The 26,392-nt window shown below is 60.7% G+C and carries 22 protein-coding genes; 14 read left to right on the forward strand and 8 right to left on the reverse strand.

Translation table 11 applies throughout. From position 1 onward, the window contains the following. Nucleotides 1-10: 10 nt before the first annotated feature. Together selD and senB are read right to left on the reverse strand one after the other, a co-directional pair. Complete coding sequence (selD, locus tag B9Z40_RS08445) at nt 11-2,365, reverse strand: selenide, water dikinase SelD (RefSeq protein WP_100172746.1); 2,355 nt, start codon at nt 2,363-2,365, stop codon at nt 11-13. Beyond that, nucleotides 2,366-3,340, reverse strand: coding sequence for a selenoneine biosynthesis selenosugar synthase SenB (senB, locus tag B9Z40_RS08450; protein ID WP_100172747.1), 975 nt, complete (start codon nt 3,338-3,340; stop codon nt 2,366-2,368). 13 nt (nt 3,341-3,353) lie between these two features. On the opposite strand from senB, the gene senA reads away from it, so the two are divergent. Next, nucleotides 3,354-4,628, forward strand: coding sequence for a selenoneine synthase SenA (gene senA / locus B9Z40_RS08455; RefSeq protein ID WP_100173011.1), 1,275 nt, complete (start codon nt 3,354-3,356; stop codon nt 4,626-4,628). A gap of 7 nt (nt 4,629-4,635) precedes the next feature. Here senA and egtD read toward each other — a convergent pair whose 3' ends face one another. Beyond that, nucleotides 4,636-5,604, reverse strand: a complete 969-nt coding sequence (gene egtD / locus B9Z40_RS08460) for an L-histidine N(alpha)-methyltransferase (RefSeq protein ID WP_100172748.1) — start codon at nt 5,602-5,604, stop codon at nt 4,636-4,638. Between the two features lie 162 nt (nt 5,605-5,766). Here egtD and B9Z40_RS08465 point away from each other — a divergent pair, with 162 nt between their 5' ends. From B9Z40_RS08465 to phnE, 4 genes are all read left to right on the forward strand, one after another. Continuing rightward, nucleotides 5,767-6,642: a putative selenate ABC transporter substrate-binding protein gene (locus B9Z40_RS08465; RefSeq protein WP_100172749.1), complete on the forward strand. Its 876-nt coding sequence runs from the start codon at nt 5,767-5,769 to the stop codon at nt 6,640-6,642. 18 nt (nt 6,643-6,660) lie between these two features. Further along, nucleotides 6,661-7,500 carry a phosphonate ABC transporter ATP-binding protein gene (locus B9Z40_RS08470; RefSeq protein WP_100172750.1) on the forward strand — a complete coding sequence of 280 codons (840 nt, stop codon included), beginning with the start codon at nt 6,661-6,663 and terminating at the stop codon, nt 7,498-7,500. 100 nt (nt 7,501-7,600) lie between these two features. After that, the gene (locus B9Z40_RS08475) at nt 7,601-8,419 is read left to right on the forward strand and encodes an ABC transporter permease (RefSeq protein WP_100172751.1); all 819 of its coding nucleotides are present in this window, start codon (nt 7,601-7,603) and stop codon (nt 8,417-8,419) included. After that, complete coding sequence (phnE, locus tag B9Z40_RS08480) at nt 8,416-9,249, forward strand: phosphonate ABC transporter, permease protein PhnE (protein WP_100172752.1); 834 nt, start codon at nt 8,416-8,418, stop codon at nt 9,247-9,249. The genes B9Z40_RS08475 and phnE overlap by 4 nt, the downstream gene beginning before the upstream one ends. A 25-nt stretch (nt 9,250-9,274) precedes the next feature. Here phnE and B9Z40_RS08485 read toward each other — a convergent pair whose 3' ends face one another. Continuing rightward, entirely contained in the window at nt 9,275-10,474 is a 1,200-nt protein-coding gene (locus B9Z40_RS08485) for an MFS transporter (RefSeq protein WP_100172753.1), read from the reverse strand. 151 nt (nt 10,475-10,625) lie between these two features. On the opposite strand from B9Z40_RS08485, the gene B9Z40_RS08490 reads away from it, so the two are divergent. The 3 genes from B9Z40_RS08490 to B9Z40_RS08500 are packed head-to-tail and all read left to right on the forward strand — an operon-like array spanning nt 10,626 to nt 13,693. Next, the gene (locus B9Z40_RS08490; RefSeq protein WP_100172754.1) at nt 10,626-11,948 is read left to right on the forward strand and encodes an MmgE/PrpD family protein; all 1,323 of its coding nucleotides are present in this window, start codon (nt 10,626-10,628) and stop codon (nt 11,946-11,948) included. After that, entirely contained in the window at nt 11,942-12,919 is a 978-nt protein-coding gene (locus B9Z40_RS08495) for a tripartite tricarboxylate transporter substrate binding protein (RefSeq protein ID WP_100172755.1), read from the forward strand. Before B9Z40_RS08490 ends, B9Z40_RS08495 begins: the two co-directional genes overlap by 7 nt. A 3-nt stretch (nt 12,920-12,922) precedes the next feature. Further along, nucleotides 12,923-13,693, forward strand: coding sequence for an SDR family NAD(P)-dependent oxidoreductase (locus tag B9Z40_RS08500; protein WP_100172756.1), 771 nt, complete (start codon nt 12,923-12,925; stop codon nt 13,691-13,693). Between the two features lie 41 nt (nt 13,694-13,734). Here B9Z40_RS08500 and B9Z40_RS08505 read toward each other — a convergent pair whose 3' ends face one another. Next, nucleotides 13,735-15,267 (reverse strand): YifB family Mg chelatase-like AAA ATPase, encoded by a 1,533-nt coding sequence (locus B9Z40_RS08505; RefSeq protein WP_100172757.1) that lies wholly within the window; start codon nt 15,265-15,267, stop codon nt 13,735-13,737. 196 nt (nt 15,268-15,463) lie between these two features. On the opposite strand from B9Z40_RS08505, the gene B9Z40_RS08510 reads away from it, so the two are divergent. The 6 genes from B9Z40_RS08510 to glcF all read left to right on the forward strand — a co-directional run bounded on the left by B9Z40_RS08510 (nt 15,464) and on the right by glcF (nt 21,764). Beyond that, nucleotides 15,464-16,237, forward strand: coding sequence for a TorF family putative porin (locus tag B9Z40_RS08510; protein WP_100172758.1), 774 nt, complete (start codon nt 15,464-15,466; stop codon nt 16,235-16,237). A gap of 28 nt (nt 16,238-16,265) precedes the next feature. Then, the gene (gene glnK, locus B9Z40_RS08515) at nt 16,266-16,604 is read left to right on the forward strand and encodes a P-II family nitrogen regulator (protein ID WP_100172759.1); all 339 of its coding nucleotides are present in this window, start codon (nt 16,266-16,268) and stop codon (nt 16,602-16,604) included. Between the two features lie 23 nt (nt 16,605-16,627). Beyond that, a complete protein-coding gene (locus B9Z40_RS08520) occupies nt 16,628-18,160 on the forward strand; it encodes an ammonium transporter (RefSeq protein WP_100172760.1) in 1,533 nt (510 codons plus the stop codon). 141 nt (nt 18,161-18,301) lie between these two features. Further along, complete coding sequence (locus B9Z40_RS08525) at nt 18,302-19,264, forward strand: SMP-30/gluconolactonase/LRE family protein (RefSeq protein WP_233204838.1); 963 nt, start codon at nt 18,302-18,304, stop codon at nt 19,262-19,264. Between the two features lie 77 nt (nt 19,265-19,341). Beyond that, entirely contained in the window at nt 19,342-20,511 is a 1,170-nt protein-coding gene (glcE, locus tag B9Z40_RS08530; RefSeq protein ID WP_100172762.1) for a glycolate oxidase subunit GlcE, read from the forward strand. 17 nt (nt 20,512-20,528) lie between these two features. After that, on the forward strand, nt 20,529-21,764 hold the full coding sequence (glcF, locus tag B9Z40_RS08535) for a glycolate oxidase subunit GlcF (RefSeq protein ID WP_100172763.1): 1,236 nt from the start codon (nt 20,529-20,531) through the stop codon (nt 21,762-21,764). 13 nt (nt 21,765-21,777) lie between these two features. On the opposite strand, the gene B9Z40_RS08540 is transcribed toward glcF, so the two are convergent. The 3 genes from B9Z40_RS08540 to B9Z40_RS08550 are packed head-to-tail and all read right to left on the reverse strand — an operon-like array spanning nt 21,778 to nt 26,389. After that, on the reverse strand, nt 21,778-22,107 hold the full coding sequence (locus B9Z40_RS08540; protein WP_100172764.1) for a P-II family nitrogen regulator: 330 nt from the start codon (nt 22,105-22,107) through the stop codon (nt 21,778-21,780). 16 nt (nt 22,108-22,123) lie between these two features. Beyond that, a complete protein-coding gene (locus B9Z40_RS08545) occupies nt 22,124-25,213 on the reverse strand; it encodes an efflux RND transporter permease subunit (protein ID WP_100172765.1) in 3,090 nt (1,029 codons plus the stop codon). A 3-nt stretch (nt 25,214-25,216) separates the two neighbouring features. Further along, nucleotides 25,217-26,389, reverse strand: a complete 1,173-nt coding sequence (locus B9Z40_RS08550; RefSeq protein WP_100172766.1) for an efflux RND transporter periplasmic adaptor subunit — start codon at nt 26,387-26,389, stop codon at nt 25,217-25,219. Nucleotides 26,390-26,392 lie beyond the last annotated feature (3 nt).

The following is a 26,392-nucleotide window of genomic DNA, read 5'->3' on the forward strand; positions in this document are numbered from 1 at the left end:
GGGGGAGTGTTTAGGTTTTGAGCAGCACAGGCTCGATCGCATCACCTTGCGCGGTGATGCGGCCAATGATGGCGGTGTGCGCATAGCCTGCCGTTTTCAGGGCTTGCACACAAGCCGCAGCTTGCACAGCAGGCACGCTGGCCAGCAGGCCGCCTGCGGTTTGCGGGTCAAACAGCAAGGGGTAGCGGGGGTCGTTCACAAACTCGTCGGCGTTGCGCAGCGCGCGGCGCAGGCGCACATTGGCGGGTTGCAAAGAGCTCACAATGCCCGCCTTGACGCAGTCCACCGCGCCGTCCAGCAGGGGCAGGGTGCTCATGGTCAGTTCGGCATCCACGCCGGATGGTCGCGTCATCTCGACCAAGTGGCCCAGCAGGCCAAAGCCGGTCAGGTCGGTGCAGGCGGTGGCCCCATGGCTGTGCAAAATTTTGGCACCTGTTTGGTTGGACTGCACCATCGACTGCAAGGCCGCCGCGATCCAGCGGCCCTTGGCCGCATGGCGTGCGTGCGCGGCGAACAAGGTCCCAGTGCCCATCGGCTTGGTCAGCAGCAGCACATCGCCCGCTTGCATGCCGCCCTTGCGCATCACGCCGTCCATTTTCTCGTCGATCAAACCGTTGATGGCAAAGCCCAGAGCCAGTTCCGCACCCTCTCCGGTGTGGCCACCCACCAAGGCGCAACCTGCGGCGTTGAGCACCTCGATCGCACCGCCCATCATTTGGGTCAGCAGGTCTTCGACTTTGCTCTCCAGCCCCGGCGGTACGGTGACGACGGCGGTGGCCGTTTGGGGCTCGGCCCCCATGGCGAAAATATCGCCCAGCGCGTGGTTGGCGGCCACTTTGCCGAACAAATAAGGGTCGTCGATGAAGGCGCGGAAAAAATCCACCGTCTGGACCACGGCCATGCCTGGCGGCACGCGCACCACGGCCGCATCGTCCGGAGAATGCAGGCCGATCAACACATCGGCACGCTCCACCGGTTGCAATTGACCCAAGGCACGCGACAACACATTGGCGCCCACTTTGGCACCGCAACCACCGCAGCGCATGGCGATGGCCGAGATGGCTTGCAGAGACTCTTCAGAGCTCAAACTCAAACGCGTGGTGGGCGCTTTGCCTTGGACCAGAATGTCTCTCAGCAGCTGGCCCATCGCCCGAATGGCGGTGCGCAAATGCGTGCCCGGTGCGTTGGCGTCCATGGTGGGCAGTTCTGTGAAGCGGCGCATGAATTCACGGTCAATCCGGTCTTTCCAACGCCAAACCCAATCGCCACCAAAGCCCCAAGACCCGCGTGAGCCCACAGCGTAGCGGTTGCCAGTTGAGATCAAAGCCAACCAGTGACGTTGCGGCTTGTAGGCCACGAGTTTTTGACCGCGCAGGCTGCGGCGCAAATTGTCGGCCAGTGGCTTGCCCATGCGCACGGCAAATACACCTGCTTTTTCCAGCGGGCGCTCGGCAAAGGAGGCGATATCGCCGGCCGCAAAAACCAGTGGATCGTTCAGACTTTGCAACTGGGGATTCACCAAAATGAAGCCTTTGTCGTCGAGTGTCAGGCCCGAGCTTTGCAGCCAAGCCGGACCACCCGCTTGCGTGACCCACATCGTTTCGTCGGCATCAAAGGTGCGGCCGTCGCGTGTGTGCAGGCAGCCTGGCGAAACCTGCACCACCTCGGCATGGGTATGCACCTCCACGTTGCGCTCTTGCAGCACTTGGGCGAAACGCTGGCGCACGCCAGGGTTGTGGGTGGGCAAGACCGAATCGCCGGAGGTCAGGAGAACAAACTTCAGGTCTTCGGGGTTGCGCCCCATGGCTTTGAATTCGTTGCGCAATCGGTGTTGCATGGACAGCACCAACTCCACGCCGCCCGCTCCCCCACCGATAACGGCAACGGTCATGCCCCCCCGGTAAGTGGGCCACTGGCGCGCTTTGTCCATCAGTGCCAGCCAGCGTTGGTTGAACTGCGCAATCGGCTTGACCGGCACCGCCAACGCTTGTGCACCTTTCACGTTTTGCACCTGCGGGGTTGAACCAATGTTGACCGACAACAGGTCGTAAGGCACAGGGGGGCGGTTTTTGCAAATGACCCTTTGGTTTTGTCGGTCGATGCCGACGGCTGCGTCTTGGTAAAGGCGTGCCCCTGCAAAGGCGCACAGTCGGCCCAGGTCGATGTGCACTTCGTCAAAGCTGTAGTGGCCCGCGATGTAACCGGGCAACATGCCCGAATATGGCGTGTCGATGTCGGTGCAGATCACGGTGATGCGCACACCGGGCTCTGGCTTCATGGCGAACATGCGCAGCACGCCCACATGGCTGTGGCCGCCGCCGACCAGCACCAAGTCGCGCAGCACGGGTTGATGGGAAGATTGCATTCAAAGGGTCCAGAGGTCTTGCACCCAGCGGTGCAAGGCAGCGCGCTCGGCGCTCGGTTCAAACAAAGGTGCACGCAAAGCGCACTGATGCTGCAAGTGTGCCACCAGGGCATGACCGGTTTGTGGCGATCGGCATGCCAGCAGCAAATCGGCCAAAGCTTGGGCGTTGCCCGGCTCAAACAGACCGGCGTAATCTTCGCCCAACAGGCCCATATTGCCGTCGATGCGCGAGGCCAACACTGGCGTGCCGCTGCACATCGCCTCCATCAGCACATGTGCGCCGCCTTCCATGCGGCTGCAGTGCACCAGCAGGTGGGCGCGTTGAATGCGCTGCAGGGTTTGCGCGTGGGGCACAGCCCCCAGCCAGCGGTAATGTGGACACTGCGCCTGTGTGTCTTGTGCGGCTTGGCCCAGAGCCGGGTCGAGCGCGGCACCGATGTGGTCAATGAAAACGCCAGCGCCTTCGGGTAACAGGCGCGCAGCGGCCATCAACGTCAGAGGGTCTTTTTCTTGGCGCAAATGGCCCACCATCACGGCGCGCACATGCCGAGTGGTCTTGGGCAAAGTCTGGCGCGTGCCGGTGGACTGAAAGACGACCCGCGCCTTGGCGTTGTGTGCGGGAGGCAAAGCCTTGATACCCAATTCTTGCAGCACCACCAGTGAATGGGCCAGCGACAAAGACTGTTGCGCCAAGGGGTCGTGCCCGATGTCGCGGTAGAGGTCGGTGCCAGTGAGTACCACGCCCAAGCCGCGCTGGCCGTGTTGGGCGTGCCAGGCTTGAACAGACTCGGCTGAGCGTCGGGCGTGCAGGGCCAGCATGACATCGTCTTGGTGGGCTTGGGGATCAGGCCATTGCCGTACGATGCGCACGTCATGCCCCAATAACAAACGCTGCCAGCGTCGTGCTGTTTGCCAGTTGCCGTTGTTGGCATCGGCCAAAGCAGGGCTGACAATGACCACACGAAGTTTTTGCATGGGCGGTTTATACATGAATGGCAGTAACACGGTGGGGGCAGGGCAGACCCCTTCAGAAGCGGCTTGGGCTGGCCCTTTCAGCGCTTTCCCCACCGACTGCCGTGGGCCGGTTGTCAGCGCCGTACGCACCGCTGGTCCAGAGGCTTTGGCCCAAGCCCTGCAAACCACCCGCGCCCGCACACTGGGCCTGATACAGGCTTGGCAAAACGCCATGCCCGACTTGTCGGTCACGCCCTTGCCCGGCATGAACCCCCCTTTGTGGGAGTGGGGTCACATCGCTTGGTTTCAGGAGTGGTGGACCGTGCGCAACCGCCAGCGCCATTGGGGCACGCGCAGTGCCAGCAGCGCTGAGTCGTTTGATGCCTCTTTGCTTCCCGATGCCGATGCCCTTTACAACTCCAGCGAAGTCGCGCACGACAGCCGTTGGGATTTGCCTTTGCCCGATTTTTCGGGGACGCAGGCCTATTTGGCGCAGGTGCTGCAGCGCAGTTTGGCCCACTTGCAGGTTTTGCAAGACAACCCGGCTGGGGTGAGCGACGAAGCCTTGTATTTCTGGCGCTTGGTGCTCCAGCACGAAGACATGCACAACGAGGCCTCGGTTTACATGGCGCAAGCCTTGGGTCTGGTTTTGCCAGAAAGGCTTTGCGCGCGCGCAGAGGCCCTTGGCCACCCCGATGGCCATGAAGTGACAACAGATTTGAGCCCGTCCATCTGGGTGCCCGCTCAAGTTCACACCCTGGGCCACACGGGGCCGGGTTTTGCTTTTGACAACGAACGTTTGGCCCATCCAGTGGCGCTGGAGGCTTTTGAGATAGATGCTGCCGCCGTGTCTTGGGCGCGCTACTTACCGTTTGTGCAGGCCACGGGCCATGCCCTGCCACCGCATGTGCGGTGTGAACAGGGCGTTTGGCAAGTCCAGAAGTTTGGCCAGTGGCAAGCGCTGGACCTGCAGGCGCCTGCAGTGCACCTGAATGCGCACGATGCCCAGGCTTGGTGCCAGTGGGCCGGAAGGCGTTTGCCCACGGAGGCCGAATGGGAGGGTGCGGCGCAGCACCCCGACTTTGCTTGGGGCCAGGTGTGGGAGTGGATGTCCAGCGACTTTTTGCCGTACCCGGGCTTTGAGGTGCACCCCTACCGTGACTACTCAGCGCCATGGTGGGGCGGCCACCGCGTATTGCGCGGGGCCAGCGCTGCCACTTCAGCGCATGTGGTGGACGTGCGCTACCGCAACTTCTTTGTGCCCGAACGGCGCGATATTTTTGCGGGCTTTCGCTCTGTGGCCCTTTAAAGCACGTTCAGGCCACAGCCCACACCACTGCAAAACGCTTTTCCGGATCGGTCCAAACGCGGGTGGAGGCAAAGCCCGCAGAACGAAGCAAAGCCTCAAAATTTGGCACCACCCATTTGCATGCGTTTTCGGTGTGGATGGTCTCGCCTGCGGCAAAAAGCCGCTCGCCACCCGGCCATTGCACGCGAACCGCTTGGCGTGCTTTCAAGTGCATTTCCACACGCGATGCCTGCTTGTTGAAGCGTGACAGGTGCTGCCAATCGCGCACGGCAAAGTCACTGCCCACCAGCCGGTTGATGTGCAGCAGCAGGTTCAGGTCAAAAGCGGCGGTCACGCCCAACGCGTCGTCGTAAGCGGCTTCCAGTTCGGCGGGTTCTTTGAGCAAGTCCACCCCGATCAGCAAGCCACTGCCGGCTGCCGTTCCACACGCTTGGTGCAAGCTTCGCAAAAAGCCCAGCGCTTGCTCGGGTGTGAAATTGCCGATGCTCGAACCCGGGTAAAACAGCACGCGCGGCTGTGCCGGGTCCAAGTCCAACGCGTCGGGCAAATCGAGGCCACCCGAAAAGTCGGTGCCCAAGCCGGCCATGGGCAAGCCGGGGTGCTGTCGTTGCAGCACATCCAGGGCTTGCCGCACAAAGTCCACCGAAATGTCCACGGCCACGTAGCGCCCGGCGGCCATGGGGCCAAGCAGCCGCCCGGCTTTTTCGCAGTTGCCTGCACCCAAGTCGATCCAACAAGCGCCTGTCGGCAAGTGCCGCGCCATGTCGGCGCTGTGCAACTGCATCAATTGGGCCTCGGTTCGGGTCAGATCGTATTCAGGCAGTTCGGTGATGGCCTCGAACAGGCGTGAGCCTAGAGCGTCGTACAGGTATTTAGGCGATGTGAAGGCCTGCGGGGCGCTCAGGCCCGCCAAGAGTTCTTGCGCTACGGCGGCGGCGTTGTGCTGGTACAGCTGGATGAATTGGGGCGTGGACATGCGGCATGTTAGGGCAGGCGCTCATGGCGCGTGGACCCGTGTGGGCAAGACCTTGGATTTGCCGCACGGACACTTCGATTGGGTGCTCTTTTTTTCCTTTGAGGCTTGGTGTCTTGAATTCAGGTTTTAATCTCGGTTGTTTGTTTTTATCGGAAGCCCTCAATGTCTAACGCCTTTTTATCGAAAATCCTGTCCAGTGCTTGCATAGGTCTGCTCGCCCTGTCGGCCACTTTTGCGTCGACAGCCCAAGTCCAAACCACGCTGCGCGTGACCACCATCCCTGAAGAGGCCGCCACCGAGCAGGTGCGCAAGTTCACGCCTTTGGCCACATATTTGGAAAAGCAGCTGGGCATGAAGGTGCAATTCACCCCCGTGACCGATTACCCGGCCGCCGTGGAGTCCTTGGTCAACAAGAAGGTTGACCTGGTCTGGTTTGGGGGCTTCACCTTTGTGCAAGCCAGCATCCGCTCGGGCGGCAAGATCGTGCCATTGGCGCAGCGCGAAGAAGACACGCGTTTCCAGTCGGTTTTTATTGCCAAGACCGATTCGGGCATCAAGACCTTGGCCGACATGAAGGGCAAGCAAGTCTCTTTCGGTTCGCAAAGCAGCACCTCGGGCCACCTGATGCCGCGCAGCTTCTTGTTGCAAGCCAACATCGAACCTGAAAAAGACTTCAAGCGCATCGCCTACAGCGGCGCACACGATGCAACCATCGCTTCGGTGGTCAGCGGCAAGGTCGATGCCGCCGCGCTCGACATCACCGTTTGGAAAAAGTTTGTGGCCGAGAACAAGGTCGACACCAAGGATGTGAACGTGTTCTACACCACGCCGCCTTATTTCAATTACAACTGGTCGGTGCACGCTGACATGCCTGCCGACTTGCGCGAAAAAATCAAAGCCGCTTTGTTGGCGCTGAACCCCGCCAACGCCGAGCAAGCCGAAATTTTGAAGCTCAACCGTGCCACACGCTACGTGCCCACCACGCCTGAGAACTACAAAGGCCTGGAGTCGGCCGCTCGCAGTGCCAACTTGCTCTAAAACCTGAGCGGCAGCGCGGTGAACATCGACCTTCAAGCCCTGGAAGCCAGGCATCCGGCAGCGCTGCCGGGTGCTCCTGCGGCCTTGCGTGCATTGAACCTGCAGCTCGCCGCGGGGGAGCAAGTGGCCATCATTGGCCCTTCTGGCGCGGGCAAGACCACCTTGTTGCAGGTGCTGGCCTGCGCACAGCCGCCCACAAAAGGTCAGCTGCAGTTGGCTGGTGTGAACCCTTGGACTTTGCCCGCACGGGCCCTGCGCCGTTTGCGTGGTCAGTTGTTTCTGGCCCCACAGGTGCCACCACTTCCCCCCCGCCAACGCGTGGTCACCTCGGTGCTGGCCGGGCGTTTGCCCGCCATGGGGTTGTGGGCCAGTTTGCGCTCGCTGTTTTACCCGTCCGACATTCCGGCCGCTTATGCCGCGCTGGTGCACTTTGACTTGGGCGACAAGTTGTTTGAACGCGTCGACCGCTTGTCAGGTGGCGAACGCCAGCGCGTGGGCCTGGCCCGCGCCTTGTTGGCCCCGGCCAGCCTGTGGCTGATCGATGAGCCTTTGTCAGCGCTCGACCCGATGCGCTCCCGCATGGCCATGTCCGCGTTGGTGGGTCTGGCGCGTGAACGGCAGACCACACTGGTGGCCACGCTGCACCAGGTGGACATGGCGTTGGCGCACTTTCCACGCATCATCGGGCTGCGCGACGGGCAGGTGGTATTTGATTTGCCCGCAGAGCAGGTCACGCCCGAGCGTCTGGCGCATTTGTACGACCAGTATGAACACGAGTTGCGTGGTGAGGCGCTGCCCGTGGCGTTGCAAGAGGCCACACCCGAAGCGCCCGCGCCCGTGGTGATGCACTGCCGCTGACGCGGTCAGTTCCTTGAAGTCACTGGCCCCGCAGATGTCGCTCGCTGTCTCCCCTTCGTCTGCAGACCGTTCATCCGGTTTGCCGCCTGTTCGTCCGAACATGCAAGCACCTGCACGCGACCCGGCTTTTGCCGCACGCGTGTTCTGGTTGAGTCTCGCGCTGGTCCTTTTGTGGCCTCTGGGTGTGGCCACCGAATTCCGTTTGTGGGTGCTCTGGGAACCCGAGAACCGCAAAGTCACTGCCAACTTTCTGCGCAGCTTTTGGCCCTTGGTGCACAACGCCGAATTTCTGCAGATGGTGGTGCGCGAAACCTGGCGCACCGTGGCCATGGCCACCGCTGGCGTCACGCTGGCGCTGGTACTGGCCGTGCCTTTGAGTTTGTTGGCCACGCGGGTGTTGTCACTCTCGGCTTTGTCCGGCCGCATGGACCGCTGGCCAGCCGTTATGCGCTGGTGCGTGCGGGCCACATTGATTGTGTTGCGCAGCATTCCTGAATTGATCTGGGCACTGGTGTTTGTCCGAGTGGTCGGCCTGGGCCCCACCGCGGGCGTGCTGGCGATTGCGCTGACCTATGGCGGCATGCTGGGCAAGGTGTACGCCGAGATTTTGGAGAGCGGTGAAAGCCACGCCACCCAGAGCCTGATGCGCAATGGCAGTGGCCGGCTGCAAGCCTTTGTTTACGCGCTACTGCCCAGCCATGCGGCCGAGCTGGCTTCGTACACCGTGTACCGCTGGGAATGCGCGATCCGCTCTTCGGTGGTGCTGGGCTTTGTGGGCGCGGGGGGCTTGGGCCAGCAACTGGACAACTCGATGAAGATGTTCAACGGCGGCGAAGTGGCCACTTTGTTGCTGGTGTTCATTGCGCTGGTGGCCTTGGCCGATCGCGTGAGTGCTTGGCTTCGAAAGGCTTTGGCATGAAGTCTTTTTCACGCGAAGCGGCCAACCCACCCTGGAAACTGCCGCCGCCCCTGTTCAATGCCCGCTGCCGCGCCTGCTGGTTCACAGCAGGCTTGCTGGTGTTGGTGGTGGCCAGCTTTGTGTCGCTGGAGCTCGATTGGGCCGCTTTTGCATCGATGGAAGCGGCGCGCAGCATGGGCCGCTTTGTGGCCGAATTTTTTCCGCCCGATTTGTCGTCCGTGTTTGTGCGCAAAGTGGCCTGGGCCGCTTGGGAAACCCTGGCCATGTCGGCGCTGGGCACCGCCATTGCGGCGGTGCTGGGCTTGGCGCTGGCCGTACCGGCCAGCCGCATGTCAAGCCAAGACCCCGCATGGGCTCGCACCCCCACGCGTTGGTTGCTCAATGCGCTGCGCGCCATTCCTGAACTGGTGTGGGCTGCGTTGTTGTTGATCTCGGCTGGGCTAGGGCCCATGGCGGGCACGTTGGCGCTGGCGCTGCACACCAGTGGCGTGCTGGGCCGCTTGTTTGCCGAGGCCATGGAAAACGTGCCTACTGGCCCCGGTGACGCTTTGCGCACCCAAGGTGTGGGGCCGCTGCGTGTGTTCTTTTATTCTACCTTGCCCCAGGTCTTGCCGCAGTTGATGAGCTACACGCTGTACCGCTGGGAAAACAACATCCGCGCCGCCGCCGTGTTGGGCGTGGTGGGCGCGGGTGGTTTGGGGCAGTTGCTGTCATTCCACATGGGCCTGTTCCACATGAACAAGACCGCCACCATTTTGGCGGCCATGCTGCTGATGGTGGCCTGCGTGGACGCGCTGAGTTTTGCGGCGCGGCGTTGGCTCACCCGCTGAAGCGTTGATGTGTTGATGTGAGCGTTCAGTGCCGTGCAGCGCGGGCGTAGCTTTGCGCCCCCCACAGCGCGGCTGTGCCCAGCAAGCTGGCCAACAACAACCACCACAAGGCCAGGGTGTAGCCGTGTTGGGGAGACCACAGCAGGCCCAGCGTCAAAGGCGCGGCGGCGCGGGCCAGCGCGATGGGCAAGCCCAGCAGGCCGTTGAGCCGCCCGACGTGGACGCGGCTGACGTATTGCGCCATGGCAGTGCCCTTGACGATGGTGTTCATGCCATTGCCCAGGCCATACAACAGCACAAACACCAGCGAGGCGACAGGGCTGAGCCCACCGATCAGCAAGGCCAGCACGCCCGCCGGGATCAGCGTGGGAATCCAGCGGTTGGCGGCGTGCACGTCCCAGTAACGCTCAAACACAAACAGAACCAAGCGCCCCAGCACCTGGATCACCCCAATGGCCGCCGGAATGGCGATCACCCAGGCGGGTGACAAGCCCGACTCTTGCAGCAAGGCGATCATGTGCGCAGGCAGAGCCGAGGTGACCGACATCATCAGCACCATGAACAGGGCCAACAGCCAAAACGGCGCGTGGCGCAGGTGTTCGCGCACGGAGGTCAGTGGGGGCATGTCGGTCGAAGCCGAGGGCTCGCGCACGGTGCGCGGCGCGCCTTGCAGCAACCAGGCGTGCAAGGGCGCACAAATCAAAAATTGCAGCGCTGCCAGCGCCCAAAGGGCTTGACGCCAACCCCACAGATCCATCCACCAGGCGAACAGCGGAATGAAAACCGTGCTGGCCAGCCCGCCCAAAAAAGTCAGCGTGATGATGGCCCGCCGAAAGTCTTGCGGAAAACGACGCGTGACCACGGCAAAAGCTGGCGTGTAAAAAGTGGCTGCCGTGCCCAGGCCCAGCCAGATCCAGGCGACATAAAACCCCGCGACCGTGGTGACAAAACTGTGCCCCACCAGGCCCACGCCAATCCACAAGGAGCCCGCCGTCATGACCCAGCGCTCGCGCCCCGCATCGATCCAGCGCCCCACCCCATAGGCCATCAAACCCTCGGCCAGCAGCGCCATGCTGAAGGCCAAAGACGACTCGGCGCGCGTCATGCCCAACTCGGCCTCGAGCGGTGTCATCAGCAGCGAGAAGGTGTAGAAAACACTGCCCCAAGTGATGAGCTGGGGCAGCGACAGCCAGAAGCTGAAGGGGCCCAAATCTAAAGTTCTCATCGAGTCGCGAGGTGAATACCGCATGGGCTCATTATCGTGAACTGGTCACACGCCGGGTCGTCAGCTTGCGTGCATCAGGTCAAAAAGCTGTCGCTTCGGTGCAGCGTTCGAGGTTCAACACGCATTAGAGTGCGTCAAAAGTGGACAAAATATGGATGCTCAATTGCTCTCGGTTTTGCAGCGTTTGCACGCGGTCGATCTGGATACACACCCTGCCTTGCAAACCCATGCCCGCTGGTTGGTCGTGGACACTTTGGGCTGCATCATGGCGGGATTGCGCGCCGCGCCCGTGGCCGAATTGGCGCATCGGGCAGCGGCGATCGATCCAGGCAGCTTTCGCCTGATCCCCGATGCCGCCGGCTTGTCTGCGGGCAATGCTGCGCTGGTGCTCGCCATGGCGGCATGCTGGGACGAAGCCTGTGAGGGCCATGCAGGCGCGCACGGCCGACCGGGTGTGGCGGCTTTGGCAGCGCTGTTGCCCATGGCGTCCAGGCTGACCTACGGGCAGTTCCTGAAATCATTTGTGGTGGGTTACGAAATCGGTGCCCGCATGGGGGCCAGCCTGCGCATCAACCCCGGCATGCATGTGGACGGCAACTGGCCTGCTTTGGGCGCGGCAGCTGCGGTGGCCCATGCACTGGGCTTGACACCCGCCCAAATCGTTCAAGCAGTGAATGTGGTCGCTTGCCAATTGCCCATGAGCTTGTATTGGCCGGTGCGTTCGGGTGACACCGCACGCAACACCTACTTGGGGCATTCGGCGCAACTGGGACAAAGTGCTGCGCTGGCTGTGGCCAGCGGTATCACTGCACCCACCGGATCGGTGGCGGAATACGCGCGTGTTGGTTTGGGCAAGCCGCCTTTGGTCTTTGACGATGCGGAGGACTTTCAATTGTTGAAGGCCTATTTCAAGCCCTATGCAGCGGTGCGACATGTCCATTACGGAGCCTTGGCAGCCGATACGTTGCGGGCCGCGATCAATCTGGACATGGTGGACAGTGTGGTGCTCCAGATTTATGAAGAGGCCACCATTTACTGTGGCAACCGCTCACCCCAAACGCCTTTGCAGGCGCAGTTTTCACTCAGCTTTGGGCTGGCCGCCATGTTGCGCTGGGGTCGACTGGACCCTTGGATTTACCGCGAACCTCAGTTTCAGGACCCTGCGCTGCGTGCACTGGAGGCCAAGGTGCAGGTGCAAGTTGATGCACTGTGGACGCAGCAGGGCCAGCGCGGCGCAAGGCTGTTGATTGTTTGCAAAGACGGCAGTCGGCACGAACATGAAGTGACGGCCGTGCCCGGAGATGCGCAAATGCCTTTCACTGAAAACGCCTTGCTGGATAAATTTTTAGGCTATTGCGAAGGCAGTATGTCCTCTGCCGCGGCCCAAAATTGGGCCCATCAATTGTTGTCGGCTTCAGCCGATGCGCATCCTTTTCCATTTTGGAATGCACCTCAGGAGAACACACCATGTTGAAGAAAACCCTTGCCATTACCGCTGTGCTGGCCACGACTTGGCTGGCCGGACCTTTGGCAGCGCAGACCACCGATTTTCCGAACAAGCCGGTGCGCATCGTGGTGCCTTTCCCGCCGGGTGGCGCCACCGACATCACAGCCCGCGTGGTGGCCGAAAAACTCAGCACCAAATGGGGTCAACCGGTGGTCATCGACAACAAGGCGGGCGCAGGCGGCAACGTGGGTTCGGACCTGGTGGCCAAATCGGCACCGGACGGCCACAACATCGTTCTGGGCGTGACCGGATCACATGCGATCAACATCTCCTTGTACAAAAAGATGCCATACCACCCGCTGAATGATTTCGAGCCCTTGACGCAGGCCACGATTTACCCGAACGCGATTGTGGTGAACCCGCAGGTGCCTGCCAACAGCCTGCCCGAGCTGATCGCCTTGCTCAAAAAAGAGCCGGGTAAATTTTCATACGGCTCGGACGGCAATGGCACCGCTTCGCACCTGGGCATGGAAGTCCTGAAAGCCAAAGCCAATGTGCAGCTGACCCATATCCCTTACAAGGGCAGCACCCCCATGATCACTGATTTGCTGGGTGGTACCTTGATGGTAGGCGTGACCGGTTTGCCTGCGGTACAACAGCATTTGAAGGCGGGTAAGCTCAAGATGATCGCCATCACCACGCTCCAAAGAGCCCCCGGTACACCCGATTACAAAACGGTGGCCGAGCAAGGCTTTGCCAACTTCAACGCTGCGCCATGGGCTGGGTTTTTTGCGCCCAAGGGCACACCCAAGCCAGTGGTGGACAAGCTGGCTCAGGACTTGGCCGACGCCCTCAAACAGCCTGATGTCGTGCAAAAGATGAATGAATTGGGCAGTACTGTGGTGGGCAACAAGCCTGACGAGTTTCGCCAGTTTGTGACCCGCCAGATCGAGATGTGGGCTGAGGGTGTGAAGATCTCCGGTGCGATGGTGGACTGAGCCATGGCCGCTTTGGGCAACTTTGCGCCAATTGGCGATTACGCGTTTCCCTATCGGGATCTGGTGGGTGCACGCGTGCTGGTAACCGGCGGACGCGGCACCTTGGGCGCAGCAATTTGCAGGGGCTTTGCGTCTTTGGGCGCGCAGGTTTGGAGTGTGGACCAGTCTCCCGTTGAAGGTGGCGAGCAGCACCCGCACATTGCGCATCGGGTGGCCGATGTGCGTGACCGGGCCTCGCTTCATGCGGTGCAGGCTGAAGTGGCACAGACCGAAGGCCTGGATGTTCTGGTGAATGCGCACGGCCTGCAGATCCGTTCGGATTTTGCGGGTTGCGATGAAGAGACTTGGATGACCTTGACCGATGTGAACCTGAATGGCGTTTACCGCAGCTGTCAGGTGTTTGGTGAGCCCATGCGCATGCGCGGTGGGGCGATTGTGAACATCGGCAGTGTCAATGGGGTGGTGGTGTCAGGCAAGGGCACGCCTTACGGTATTCAGAAGGCTGCCGTCTCTCACATGACCAAGGTGCTGGCGGTGGAGTGGGCACCGTTGGTGCGCGTGAACGCGCTGGCCCCCACGGCCATTCCGTCTGGCATGACGAAAGACCTGTTTGCCAACCCGGATTACGTTCGCAACAAGACGCAAAGCATTCCACTCCAACGCACAGGCACCGAAGAAGACATCGTGCACGCGGTGATGTTTCTGGCTTCATCGGCCTCGGGCTTGGTCACCGGGCACACCTTGATGATGGACGGTGGTTTGTCTTTGGTGTGAGGCATGGGTCTGGGCAGGTCGTCCCTCTTGATCAGATCGCTTCAATGCTCCTTGAGCACCCGCCGGTACTGCACCGCTTCGGCCACATGCGCGGCTTCAATGGTGTCGCTGCCGGCCAAGTCGGCGATGGTGCGGGCCACTTTCAGGCTGCGGTGGATGCTGCGGCCGCTCCAGCCGAGTTGGGCGGCGGCTTTTTGCAGCAAGCGGGTGGCCGCCTCTGTCAATTGCGCCTGCGCATCGATGGTTTGACCTTGCAGGTCGGCGTTGGCGCAGCCTTGGCGAGCCAGGGCACGCTCACGGGCGACCAAACTGCGCGCGGCAATGGTTTCGGTGTTTTCGCCAGGGTTTGAGTTCAACAAGTCCATGGCGGGCAGGCTGGGCACTTCAATGTGCAAATCGATGCGGTCGAGCAAGGGACCGCTGAGTTTGCCTTGGTAGCGGCTGACCTGGTCGGGGGAGCATCGGCAAGTTCGCGTGGTGCTGCCCAAATAGCCACAAGGACAGGGGTTCATGGCCGCGATCAACTGAAACCGGGCCGGAAACTCGGCTCGCCTGGCAGCGCGGGCGATGGTGATGGTGCCGGTCTCCAGGGGTTCGCGCAGGGCCTCTAATGCCGCCCTTGGGAATTCCGGTAACTCGTCTAAAAACAAAACGCCGTGGTGGGCGAGAGAAATTTCACCAGGTCTTGGAGGTGAGCCACCCCCCACCAAGGCCACCGCACTGGCCGAGTGGTGTGGCTGGCCCGTTGGCCGCTGTGCCCAGCGCGCCAAGTCGAAACGCCCGGCCAGGCTGGCGAGGGCAGCCGATTCGAGCGCGTCCTCCACCGACATGGGCGGTAGCAAACCTGCAAAGCGTTGTGCCAACATGGATTTGCCCGAACCGGGCGGACCCACCATCAGCAGCGAATGGCCTCCAGCTGCGGCGATTTCCAGCACCCGCTTCACGCCCGCTTGGCCCTTCACATCCGACAAGTCAGCGTAACGTGGTGGTGCGCTGGGTGTAGTGGCCACCATGCGTGCCCAGCCGTCGCTGGGCTCGGGCGGCGGCTCGTTAGACGGCGGTAAAAACTGCTGCACCACATCCAGCAAATGTTTGGCCCGGAAGACTTCTGCGCCGGGCACCAAGGCCGCTTCTTCGGCGCTGCCCGGCGGCAGCACCAAGCGCGTGTGAACTTGCTGCTGGCGCAGCACCAGGCCCATGGCCAATGCGCCGCGCACGGGGCGCAACTCGCCAGAAAGCGACAACTCGCCCGCGAATTCATGCCCCGCCAGTTTGCTGGCGTCAATTTGTCCACTGGCCGCCAAGATGCCCAGCGCAATCGGCAAATCGAGCCTCCCCGAATCTTTGGGCAGATCGGCTGGAGCCAGGTTGACGGTGATCCGTTTGTTGTGTGGAAACTCGAGGCCGCTGTTTTGCAGCGCTGAGCGCACCCGTTCTCGCGCCTCTTTGACTTCGACATCGGCCAAGCCCACCAGCGTGAAGCTGGGCAAACCGTTGACCAAATGCACCTCAACGGTCACTGCTGGTGCCTGAAGACCCACCAATGCACGGCTGTGCACCAAACTGAGACTCATAACCCCTCCATGCCCCATGCTGGTGCATGGCGTGTGTGGTGATGCCCGTTATGGGTACACCGAATTGATTTGAAAACGATTCAAACACATAAAGAGCTATAAAGCACTGGTAATTGCCCGAGTCGACAAGGATCTAGAGGTTGGCACGCTCCCTGCTTGAACTTAAGGTCATCGTTCATTTTTATTGGAGTCCCTCATGAAAAAAATCCTCGTTCCTTCATTGATCGCTTTGGCCATCGGTTCTTTGACTTCTGTGGCCCAAGCCCAGACAGCACCTGCTGAGCCAGAAAGCACTTTGTCCTACAACGTGGGCGTTGTGACTGACTACCGTTACCGCGGTATTTCGCAGTCGCGTCTGAAGCCAGCACTGCAAGGCGGTGTGGATTACGCGGACAAGAGTGGTTTTTATGTGGGTGCTTGGGGTTCCACCATCCAGTGGATCAAGGACACAGGCACCACCGTGGGCGTGGGCGGCATCAAGGGCCCGGTTGAAATCGACCTGTACGGTGGTTACAAAGGCGCTGTGGGCGATGCGGCCTACGACGTGGGTTTCCTGCGTTATGAGTACTCGGGCAACAACTTGGCCAAGGTCAGTGGCTTTGCCAACGCCAACACCAACGAGGTGTACGGTGCGGTGACCTACGGTTTGGTCACGGCCAAGTACTCGCACGCGATCTCCAACCTGTTTGGCAACCCCAACAGCAAGAACAGCTACTACGTGGACCTGAGCGCCAACTTTGACTTGGGCAACGGCTTCACCTTGGTGCCGCACTACGGCTACCAGAAAGTCAAAAACGTGGTCAATGCTTCTTACAGCGATTACGCACTTACCCTGAACAAAGACCTGGGCAACGGTCTGACGGCCAGCGCTGCTTTGGTGGGCACCAACGCCAACGAGCCTTTCTACACCTTGCTCAACAAGTACAACGGCAAGTCCGGTGCGGTTCTCGGCCTGAAATACGCCTTCTGATTTCCCTCATTCCAACCAAGGAAGCATCATGAAACTGGTGACCGCCATCATCAAACCCTTCAAGCTGGACGAAGTGCGTGAAGCACTTTCGGGCATCGGCGTGCAAGGCATCACCGTGACCGAAGTCAAAGGCTTCGGCCGTCAAAAGGGCCACACTGAGCTGTACCGCGGCGCGGAATACGTGGTCGACTTTTTGCCCAAAGTGAAGATCGAAGCCGCTGTCTCTGACGAACTCGTCGAGCGCGTGATCGAAGCCATCGAAGCGGGTGCTCGCACCGGCAAGATTGGAGACGGCAAGGTTTTTGTGTACGACCTCGAACAAGTGGTTCGCATCCGCACCGGTGAAACCGGCGCTGAAGCCCTTTGATCGACCAGAAAGAGAGTCAAGAAATGAAAAAACTACTCGCTACCCTGGCCTTAGGCCTGAGTTTGGGTTTCGGTGTGTTCGGTACGGCTTCTGTCGCCACCGCTCAGACCGCACCTGCCGCCGTCACGGCACCTGCAGCTGATGCGAAGGCCGATGCAGCCCCTGCACCTGCCGCGCCAGCGGCCGCAGCCCCCGCTGCAGCCGAAGCCGCTCCTGTTTTGGTGCCCAACAAGGGCGACACCGGCTGGATGATGCTGTCCACCATTTTGGTGATTTTGATGGTGATTCCGGGCTTGGCCCTGTTCTACGGCGGCTTGGTGCGCAGCAAAAACATGCTGTCCGTGCTGATGCAGGTCGTGGTTACCTTCTCGCTCATCACCGTGTTGTGGTTCATCTACGGCTACAGCTTGGCCTTCACCGAAGGCAATGCCTACATCGGTGGTTTTGACCGCCTGTTCATGAAGGGCATCTGGGACAACGTCGCCGGCACTTTTGCCAACGCCGCCACTTTCAGCAAAGGTGTTGTGATTCCTGAAATTTCGTTCGCAGCCTTCCAGGCTACGTTCGCAGGCATCACTTGCGCCTTGATCGTCGGTGCATTCGCTGAGCGTATCAAGTTCTCTGCGGTGCTGGCTTTCATGGTGCTGTGGTTCACCTTCAGCTACCTGCCTGTGGCACACATGGTCTGGTTCTGGATGGGTCCTGACGCTTACGCTTCTAAAGAAGTGGCCGACGAAATGACATCCAAAGCCGGTCTGTTGTGGCAGTGGGGTGCTCTGGACTTCGCTGGTGGCACTGTGGTGCACATCAACGCCGCTGTCGCAGGCTTGGTCGGTGCCTTCATGGTGGGCAAGCGTGTGGGTTATGGCCGTGAATCGATGGCCCCTCACAGCCTGACATTGACCATGGTGGGCGCCTCCTTGCTGTGGGTGGGTTGGTTCGGTTTCAACGCCGGCTCTGCTCTGGAAGCCAACGGTTTCGCAGCTTTGGCCTTCATCAACACCTTGATCGCCACAGCCGGTGCTGTGTTGGCTTGGTGTGTGGGTGAAGCGCTGATGCGCGGCAAAGCCTCCATGTTGGGTGCCGCTTCGGGTGCTGTCGCCGGTTTGGTGGCGATTACGCCAGCAGCAGGTAACGTGGGTCTGGGTGGTGCTTTGATCATCGGCTTCATCGGCGGCTTCGCTTGCCTGTGGGGTGTGAACGGTCTGAAGAAGATGCTGGGTGCAGACGACTCCTTGGACGTGTTCGGCGTGCACGGTGTCGGCGGTATCGTCGGTGCCTTGTTGACCGGTGTTTTCAACTCGCCAGCTTTGGGTGGCCCGAGCGCCATGGGCGACTGGGTTACGATGACCATGGTCACACCCGACGTTTACTCCATCGCTGCACAAGTGTGGATCCAGGCCAAGGCCGTGCTGCTGACCATTGTCTGGTCGGGTGTGGTTTCTCTGGTCGCCTTCAAGATCGTTGACCTGACCATTGGTCTGCGTGTCACCGAAGAAGAAGAGCGCGAAGGTCTGGACATCTCTTCACACGGTGAGTCGGCATATCACGGCTAATAGCCAGTAAAACAAGTTTCATTGCAAATGGTGGCGCAAGCCACCCCCTTTTCAGCCCGCAGTGCTTTGGCCCTGCGGGCTGTTTCTTTTTGGGGAAGTGCGCCCAACGGTCTGTGCGAGTGCTCGGGCACAATGGATTTCATGAATGCACCCGCCTTGTTGAAACCCACTTGGACCCCCATCACCACCGAGCCCGACGGCCTGGGTGAGTCGCCGTTTTGGCACCCGCAGGAGCAGCGCCTGTATTGGGTGGACATCCCCGGGCAGCGACTTGGGCGTTTGGCCGTTGATGGCATGCAAGCCCGAGGCCCTCTTGAGTATTGGCCCTTGACGCAAGAACCCGGCTGCATCGCCCCGGTGCAAGGCGGCGGCTTGATCGTGGCTTTGCGAGATGGCATTTATCGGGCACGCACTTGGGGCGGCGACCTGCAACAGCTGGCCGCAGCGCCTTACGACACCAGCAAGCTGCGCTTCAACGACGGCAAGTGCGACGCCCAAGGCCGCTTTTGGGCCGGTAGCCTTTACGAACCCAAAGGCCAGGCGCAAGGTGTGTTGTACATGCTGGACGACCAAGGCCTGCACGCCATGGTGGGCGGTGTGAAGGATGGCGTGGAGCATGGTGTTGTGACCGCCAATGGCCTCGCCTGGTCACCCGATAGCCGCACCGCCTACTGGGCTGACACCGCCGCGCATCAGGTGCGCTCTTTTGACTTTGACGCCGTCAGCGGCCAACTCACCAACAGCCGCGTGTTCTACCAAGCCACCCCCAAACCTGCAGGCTGGGCCTGGGGCAGCGATGCGCCTTACGGCGGACGGCCCGACGGCGCGGCCGTCGACGCCGAGGGCTGCTATTGGAGCGCCCAATACGAAGGCGGGCGTTTGCTGCGCATGTCGCCAAAAGGGGAGGTGCTGGCCGAAGTGTCCACTCCCGCGTTTTGCCCCACCATGCCCTGTTTTGGCGGTGCGGATCTGAAAACCCTGTTCATCACGACCGCCCGTCAAGGCCGAAGTGCAGCAGAGTTGGCTTTGTACCCTCCATCAGGTTGCATTTTTGGCATACGGGTGGATGTGCCGGGTTTGCCGGTGAACCATCACCGATCCTGAGGGGCCTCATTTTCAACACGGTTTTGATTCAAAAAATTCACGCTTCCCCCTGAGGCCGGGGGTTACCATCTTGACCCATGGAAGCTCAACTCAATGACCTGATCGATGCCGTGCGCCAAGCCGGTTCGGATGGCCGCGTGCTGCGGCTGCGCGGCGGCGGCACCAAAGACTTTTGGGGCCAAAGCCTCTCGGGCGATGTGCTCGACACCCGCGCTTACCGGGGCATCGTCAGCTACGAGCCCAGTGAGTTGGTGGTCACGGTGCGCTGCGGCACGCCATTGGCCGAGTTGGAAGCTGTATTGGCCGAAAAAGGCCAGTGCCTGGCTTTCGAGCCGCCGCACTTTGGCCAAGGCGCAACAGTGGGCGGCATGGTGGCCGCAGGGCTGAGCGGCCCGGCGCGCGCGACTGCTGGCGCTGTGCGCGACTACGTTTTGGGTGCGCGTTTCATCAACGGTCTGGGCGAGCACTTGACGTTCGGCGGCCAGGTCATGAAAAACGTGGCCGGTTACGACGTGAGCCGTTTGATGGCTGGCAGTTGGGGCACACTGGGTTTGATCACCGAGGTCAGCCTCAAGGTCTTGCCGGTGGCCCCGGCCGAGGCGACCTTGATGATCGCTGGATTGGCCCAAGGTCCGGCATTGAGTTTGTTGCACCGTTGGGGCGGGCAACCCTTGCCGCTCAATGCCAGTGCTTGGGTGCGTGACCCCACCGCCCAACCGGTGTCTGACTACTTGTTTGTGCGTCTGCGTGGTGCGGTGGCGGCGGTGCAATCTGCCATCGCCAAAATGAGCGCTGATGCCGCGGCACTGGGCGCGCAAGTGCTGGCCATGGACAACGTGGAGGCTGCGCAAGACTGGCTTGCCAGTGGTGAGCAAACCCTGCAATTTTTTGATGCACCCAGCCCCGATGTGTGCCTGTGGCGTTTGTCATTGCCACAAACCGCACCGGAATTGGAAATACCTGGCCTGGCCCATCCCTCCCCTTATATTGAATGGCAGGGTGCCCAGCGCTGGCTGTGGGCGCCCGCCTCGGCAGCAGTGGCCTTGCGCGAGTTGGCGCAGTCTTTGGGTGGCCACGCCACTTTGTTCCGCACCAGTGCGGGCCATGCCCTCGTGGACAAAGTGGTCGGTGTGAACACCCCGCTCGCCGCCGTGCAGCAACGCATACAACAGCAATTGCAAAAGCAGTTTGACCCGAAAGGCGTGTTCGCCACAGGTCGTTTGCATCCCCTCACGCCAGCCGTCTGATCTCGGGACGAACCTTCATGCAAACCAACCTCGCCCCCGAATACCAAAACACGCCCGAAGGCCTGGAAGCAGAAGCCATTTTGCGCAAGTGTGTGCACTGCGGTTTTTGCACCGCCACTTGCCCCACCTACCAACTGCTGGGCGACGAGCTGGACGGCCCGCGTGGCCGCATTTACCTGATGAAGCAGGTGCTGGAGGGCGAAACGCCCACCCGCAAAACCCAGATGCACCTGGACCGGTGCCTGACCTGCCGCAATTGCGAAAGCACATGCCCGAGCGGCGTGCAATACGGCCACCTGGTGGACATTGGCCGCAAGCTGGTCGACGCCAAAGTCGAGCGCCCCGCCAGCGAAAAGCTGGTGCGCTGGGCACTGAAAGAAGGCCTGCCGTCGCCCTTGTTTGCGCCTGCCATGAAGGTGGGCCAGATGGTGCGCGGCCTGCTGCCCGAAAGCCTCAAGGCCAAAGTGCCTGCGCCGCAAAACGCCGGCGCTTGGCCCACCCGCCAGCACGCCCGCAAGGTGCTGATGCTGGCCGGTTGCGTGCAGCCCAGCATGAGCCCCAACATCAACACCGCCACCGCCCGTGTACTGGACGCCGCAGGCATCCAGGCCGTGACCGCCCCCAAGGCCGGTTGCTGCGGCGCGGTCAAGTTCCACCTGAACGACCACGATGGCGGCAAAGACCACATGCGCGCCAACATCGATGCTTGGTGGCCGCTGATCGAAAGCGGCGAGGTCGAAGCCATCGTCATGAACGCTTCAGGCTGCGGTGTCATGGTCAAGGACTACGGCCATGTGCTCAAAGACGACCCGCAGTACGCCGACAAAGCTGCTCGTATCGGCGCGCTGACGCGCGACCTGAGCGAGTTGCTGCCCGAGTTGGTGCCGCTGCTCAAGGCTAAGCTGAACCCTGAAGCCCTGCAAGCGGCAGGCCTGCAGGCTTACCACCCGCCTTGCACGCTGCAACACGGCCAGCAACTCAAAGGCGGCGTGGAAAAGCACTTGGGCGATCTGGGCTTTCAGATCAAGGTCACAGCCAACGAGTCCCACTTGTGCTGCGGCTCGGCGGGCACTTACAGCGTGCTCAATCCCGAGTTGTCCAAGCAACTGCGTGACCGCAAGCTGGGCCACCTGAACGCGCTGGAGCCACAAGGCGTGATCAGCGCCAACATCGGCTGCATCACCCACCTGCAAAGCGGCAGTGGTCTGCCGGTGCGGCATTGGGTGGAGTTGCTGGACGCGTCGCTGTTGTAGTGTTTTCGCTGGCTCATTTCATCAATTGCTGATCGCGGATGCGGTGCATGCTTTCGATGTCGACCACCCACACCAAGCCGTCGCCGATCTGCCCGGTGTAACTGGCCTCCAGAATGGCACGGCGAACAGGCTCGACCATGTCCGATTCGACCAACACGCAAACCATCAATTTGTCTGTGAAGTCAGTCAGTTCATCTTTGACCGTTCGTTTCGTCACGGATGCTGGGGCCGTGAAGCCCTCAGCTTTGAAGATGGTTACACCCGGAAAATTGGGAATGGCACGCAAAGCATCACGCAAGCGAGGCAGTCGGTTGGGGCGAACAATGGCGCGAATTTCTTTCATGGTTAATCCTTGGGGTTCAGGCTTCGCTGGGGTTGTCGTCAAACCAGCGGTACAGAGTGGGCAGTACCACGAGCGTGAGCAGGGTTGAAGAGATCAGGCCGCCGATGACCACGATGGCCAAGGGGCGCTGAACTTCCGAGCCCGGACCTGTGGCAAACAGGAAGGGCACCAGGCCGAGCAAGGCCACGGTGGCGGTCATCATCACGGGTCGGAAACGCTGCACGCAGCCTTCTCTGACGGCGCTGGCGACGTCCATGCCGTCTTCGCGCAGGCGACGGATGCAGGTGACCAACACCACGCCGTTGAGCACAGCGATGCCCCACAAGGCAATGAAGCCCACAGATGCCGGCACGCTCACGTATTCACCGGACACAAACAGACCGACCAGACCCCCGATGGATGCGAATGGCAGCACCAAAATGATCAGTGCGGCCAGCTTTACCGAGCGGAACAGGATGAACAGCAAGAAGAAGATCGCGGCAATGGTCAGCGGGACGATGATGGCCAGCGTGCCCATCGCGCGCTCCATGTTTTCGAACTGGCCACCGTACACAAAGTAATAGCCTTCGGGCAACTTCACTTCCTGGTCAATGCGTTGCTGTACTTCGGTCACAAAGCCCGCCAGATCGCGGCCCTCTACGTTGGCCCCTACCACCACGCGGCGTTTGCCACTTTCGCGGCTGATTTGTGCCGGGCCATCCACCAGTTGAATGCTGGCCAGACTTGACAAAGAGACCTGAGCACCACCGGGGGTGGGCAGCAAGGTGTTGCCAATGGCTTCGGCCGACTGGCGCACTTGAGGCGGGAAACGCACCACAACGCTGTAGCGGCGTTCGCCTTCATAAAGTGTGGTGACGTCCTTGCCACCGATGGCGGTTTCGATGATGCTTTGCACATCGGACACGTTCAGGCCATGGCGGGCAATGGCTTTGCGGTCAATGTCCACGGTCAAGGCTTGCTGACCTGACAAACGTTCGATGCGGATGTCTCGGCTGCCCAATACGCTTTTGAGGATGCGTGCGACTTTTTCTGAAAGATCTTTGAGCTCGTTCAGTTCATCGCCAAAAATCTTGATGGCCACTTGTGATCTCACACCTGTGACCATCTCGTCGACGCGCTCTGAGATGGGCTGCGACAAGACGATCTGAACGCCCGGAATGCTCGACAAGCGCTGGCGGATGTCTTCGTCGATCTCATCTTGTGTCCTGTCGGATTTGGGATCGAGCAGGACGATCGGGTCCGATTCGTTCGGGCCAGCAGGGTCGGCTGGCGATTCACCACGGCCTAATTTGGACACCACCATTCGCACACCTGGCACCTCGGCGATGGTTTTCATGGCCGCCATTTCCATGCGAATGGACTCGTCCAGCGAAATGCTGGGGACCCGATTGATCTGAGGCGTGAGGGCACCTTCTTTCATGGTGGGCATGAAAGACTTTCCCAGCATGGGGAACAGCGCCAAAGAGCCCAATAACAGGCCAACGGCAACGCCCAAGGTCAGTCGGTTTTTGGCTGTAGCGGCATCTAACAAGCGCAAATAGCGGCTCTTGAGGAAAGCGATCAAGCGCGTGTCTTCGCCCGATCCACCCTTGAGAAAGTAAGAGCACAGCACGGGCGACAGGAACAGCGAGACGAGCAGTGACAAGGCCAAGGAAATGGCGATGGTCAGGGCCAGGGGCGCGAACATCTTGCCTTCAATGCCTTGCAAAGTCATCAAAGGCAGGAACACGAGGATGATGATGGCGATGCCAAAGATGGTGGGCGTGGCCACTTCGATGGTGGCGGCCAGAACTGTGCGCACACGCTCGCCAATGCTTTGACCTGCATGCCCCAGTCGGTGGTACACGTTCTCAACCACCACCACGGTGGCGTCGACCATCAGGCCGATGGCGATGGCCAGTCCTCCCAAAGACATCAGATTGGCAGAGATGCCATAACGGTTCATCATGATAAAAGTGCACAACGGCACGATGATCAGCGTGGCGACCACGATCAGGCTCGAGCGCACATCACCCAAAAAGACAAACAGCACGACCACAACCAGGAAGATGCCTTCAATCAGCACTTTGCCGACCGTCCACAGAGCGGAGTCGACCAGCTCGGTGCGATCGTAGAACGGGACGATCTTCAGGCCATCGGGCAGCATGTTCTGACTGTTGATCTCTTCGACGCGTTTTTTGATGCGGGAGACAACCTCCTTGGCGTTGCCGCCACGCATCATCAGCACAATGCCGGAAACACCTTCTGTGTAACCACCTTTGATGATGGCGCCTTGGCGCACTTCGCTGCCGATTTCGACTTGTGCCACATCGCGCACAAAAACGGGCACGCCGGCTTGCTCCTTGATCACGATGTTGCCGATGTCCTCCAGTGATCGGATCAGACCCACGCCTCGGATCAAATATTGCTCATTGACCTGGGGCAAGATGCCGCCGCTGGCGTTGGAGTTGTTGGCCGCAATGGCTTGCACGATTTGCTGAACAGACAGGTTGTAATGCCGCAGGCGCCCTGGGTCGACCAGAGCCTGGTATTGCTTGACGTAACCGCCTTGTGAGTTGATCTCGGCCACCCCTGGAATGGAGCGCAGCAGCGGGCGAACCACCCAGTCCTGCACGGTGCGGCGTTCGGTCAGCTCTTGCGGGGTGAGTGCGCGTTGCCCATCATCTGGCCGCTCCAGCGTGTACTGGTAGACCTCGCCCAAACCTGTGGAGACAGGCCCCAGCACCGGCGCAATACCTGCTGGCATGCGCGGGGTGACTTCGATCAGGCGCTCGGTGACCAGTTGTCTGGCGAAATAAACGTCGGTCTTGTCGGTGAAGACCAAGGTGATGATGGACAGACCGCTTTTGTTGAGCGAGCGCATCTCCACCAAACCAGGCAGGCCGGTCATGGAAATTTCCAGCGGCACAGTCACAAAGCGTTCGATTTCTTCGGGTGAACGCCCCGGCGCTTCTGTCGCGATTTGAACCTGGACGTTGGTCACGTCCGGAAAAGCATCAACCGACAAGCGCGTGGCTTCGCGCAGACCGAAAGCACACAGCACCAATGCAAGGACCACAACGATGAGTCGCTGGCTCAGCGCTGTGCGGATCAAGGAGGTGAGCATGCTTTACTCCAGCTCTGCGCGTTTGCGCTCGTTGTTCATGTGGAAGGCGCCTTGTGTGACCACTTCAGTGCCCTCTGACAACCCTTTGAGGACCGGACGCAGATCGTCCTGAGCGGGGCCCAGTTCAACAGGGGTGAGCTTGAAGCGCAAATTGGCGTTCTTGATGAACACATGGTCGCGGTCGTTTTCGCGCACCACAGCTTGTGCAGGCAAGGCCAGAGTTTGTTGTGTGGCCGATCGCACACGCATGGTCGCCAGCATTTGAGGCTTCAGATCCCGTTGGACGTTGTCCACCTGGGTTCGGATGGTGACGCTTCGGGTTTCTGGCGAGACAGTGTCGCCGACGAAAACGATCTTGCCTGACAAGGAACGGTTGCCCAGTGCAGGAACGTCGATGTTGACCGTTTGGCCGACCTGCACAGACCGCGCGACTTGTTCGGGCAGTGCGCCCACCACCCAGACGTTGCCCAGATCTGCTACCGTGAACAAGGGGTCGCCCGGTTGCGCCACCTGTCCTTGGCTGATATTGCGCTCGATGACCACACCAGCCAGCGTGGCACTGACCGAAGTGACCGGGTGCAGTGTGCCTTGGTCTTTCAAGCGTTCGATGGCGAAATTGGGCAATCCCATCAGTCGCAGCTGGTCGCCCGCGGCGCGAAACTCGGCCCGCGCGATGGTCAATTCGGATTCACGCCGCTGCATTTCTGCCGAGCCGATCACATCCGCCAAGATGAGTTGCCGTGCTCTTTCAACCGCCCGCTCTGCTTGCGATGCGGCGGAGTGTGCTTTGAGGTAACCCATTTGTGCGGTGGTCAGTTCGCTACTGGCCACTCGGGCCAGAGACTGTCCGAGTTGAACCCGGTCGCCCACTTCTGCAAGCACTTCGGTCACCCGTCCTGTTACTGCGGCGCCGATGCGCGTGACCAGGCGGTCATTGGCCTCAATCCGACCCGATATCTCCAGCCAGGGTGTGATGTCTTGCACCGTCAGCTTGCTGACCTTGAACTGGGCTGCCATGTCGGGCTTGATCACCACTTCCATCGGGTCAGCAGCAACGGCTTCGGCAGCAGAAGGCGGCGTGGATTTCTTGTCACCACAAGCGGGCAAAAGCAGCGCGCAAGAGCCCACCAAAAGGGCCAGCGTGGTACGTTTAAAAGTCAGAGTTTGGGATGTCATTGC

This window comes from Limnohabitans sp. 15K (genome assembly GCF_002778285.1).
In the GTDB taxonomy this organism is placed as follows: Bacteria; Pseudomonadota; Gammaproteobacteria; order Burkholderiales; family Burkholderiaceae_C; genus Limnohabitans_A.

Coding starts and splice junctions, on each gene's coding strand:
- selD (WP_100172746.1), bottom strand. CDS start 2,365: ATGCAATCTTCCCATCAACCCGTGCTGCGCGACTTGGTGCTGGTCGGC.
- senB (WP_100172747.1), bottom strand. CDS start 3,340: ATGCAAAAACTTCGTGTGGTCATTGTCAGCCCTGCTTTGGCCGATGCC.
- senA (WP_100173011.1), top strand. CDS start 3,354: ATGAATGGCAGTAACACGGTGGGGGCAGGGCAGACCCCTTCAGAAGCG.
- egtD (WP_100172748.1), bottom strand. CDS start 5,604: ATGTCCACGCCCCAATTCATCCAGCTGTACCAGCACAACGCCGCCGCC.
- B9Z40_RS08465 (WP_100172749.1), top strand. CDS start 5,767: ATGTCTAACGCCTTTTTATCGAAAATCCTGTCCAGTGCTTGCATAGGT.
- B9Z40_RS08475 (WP_100172751.1), top strand. CDS start 7,601: ATGCAAGCACCTGCACGCGACCCGGCTTTTGCCGCACGCGTGTTCTGG.
- phnE (WP_100172752.1), top strand. CDS start 8,416: ATGAAGTCTTTTTCACGCGAAGCGGCCAACCCACCCTGGAAACTGCCG.
- B9Z40_RS08485 (WP_100172753.1), bottom strand. CDS start 10,474: ATGAGAACTTTAGATTTGGGCCCCTTCAGCTTCTGGCTGTCGCTGCCC.
- B9Z40_RS08490 (WP_100172754.1), top strand. CDS start 10,626: ATGGATGCTCAATTGCTCTCGGTTTTGCAGCGTTTGCACGCGGTCGAT.
- B9Z40_RS08495 (WP_100172755.1), top strand. CDS start 11,942: ATGTTGAAGAAAACCCTTGCCATTACCGCTGTGCTGGCCACGACTTGG.
- B9Z40_RS08500 (WP_100172756.1), top strand. CDS start 12,923: ATGGCCGCTTTGGGCAACTTTGCGCCAATTGGCGATTACGCGTTTCCC.
- B9Z40_RS08505 (WP_100172757.1), bottom strand. CDS start 15,267: ATGAGTCTCAGTTTGGTGCACAGCCGTGCATTGGTGGGTCTTCAGGCA.
- B9Z40_RS08510 (WP_100172758.1), top strand. CDS start 15,464: ATGAAAAAAATCCTCGTTCCTTCATTGATCGCTTTGGCCATCGGTTCT.
- glnK (WP_100172759.1), top strand. CDS start 16,266: ATGAAACTGGTGACCGCCATCATCAAACCCTTCAAGCTGGACGAAGTG.
- B9Z40_RS08520 (WP_100172760.1), top strand. CDS start 16,628: ATGAAAAAACTACTCGCTACCCTGGCCTTAGGCCTGAGTTTGGGTTTC.
- B9Z40_RS08525 (WP_233204838.1), top strand. CDS start 18,302: ATGAATGCACCCGCCTTGTTGAAACCCACTTGGACCCCCATCACCACC.
- glcE (WP_100172762.1), top strand. CDS start 19,342: ATGGAAGCTCAACTCAATGACCTGATCGATGCCGTGCGCCAAGCCGGT.
- glcF (WP_100172763.1), top strand. CDS start 20,529: ATGCAAACCAACCTCGCCCCCGAATACCAAAACACGCCCGAAGGCCTG.
- B9Z40_RS08540 (WP_100172764.1), bottom strand. CDS start 22,107: ATGAAAGAAATTCGCGCCATTGTTCGCCCCAACCGACTGCCTCGCTTG.
- B9Z40_RS08545 (WP_100172765.1), bottom strand. CDS start 25,213: ATGCTCACCTCCTTGATCCGCACAGCGCTGAGCCAGCGACTCATCGTT.
- B9Z40_RS08550 (WP_100172766.1), bottom strand. CDS start 26,389: ATGACATCCCAAACTCTGACTTTTAAACGTACCACGCTGGCCCTTTTG.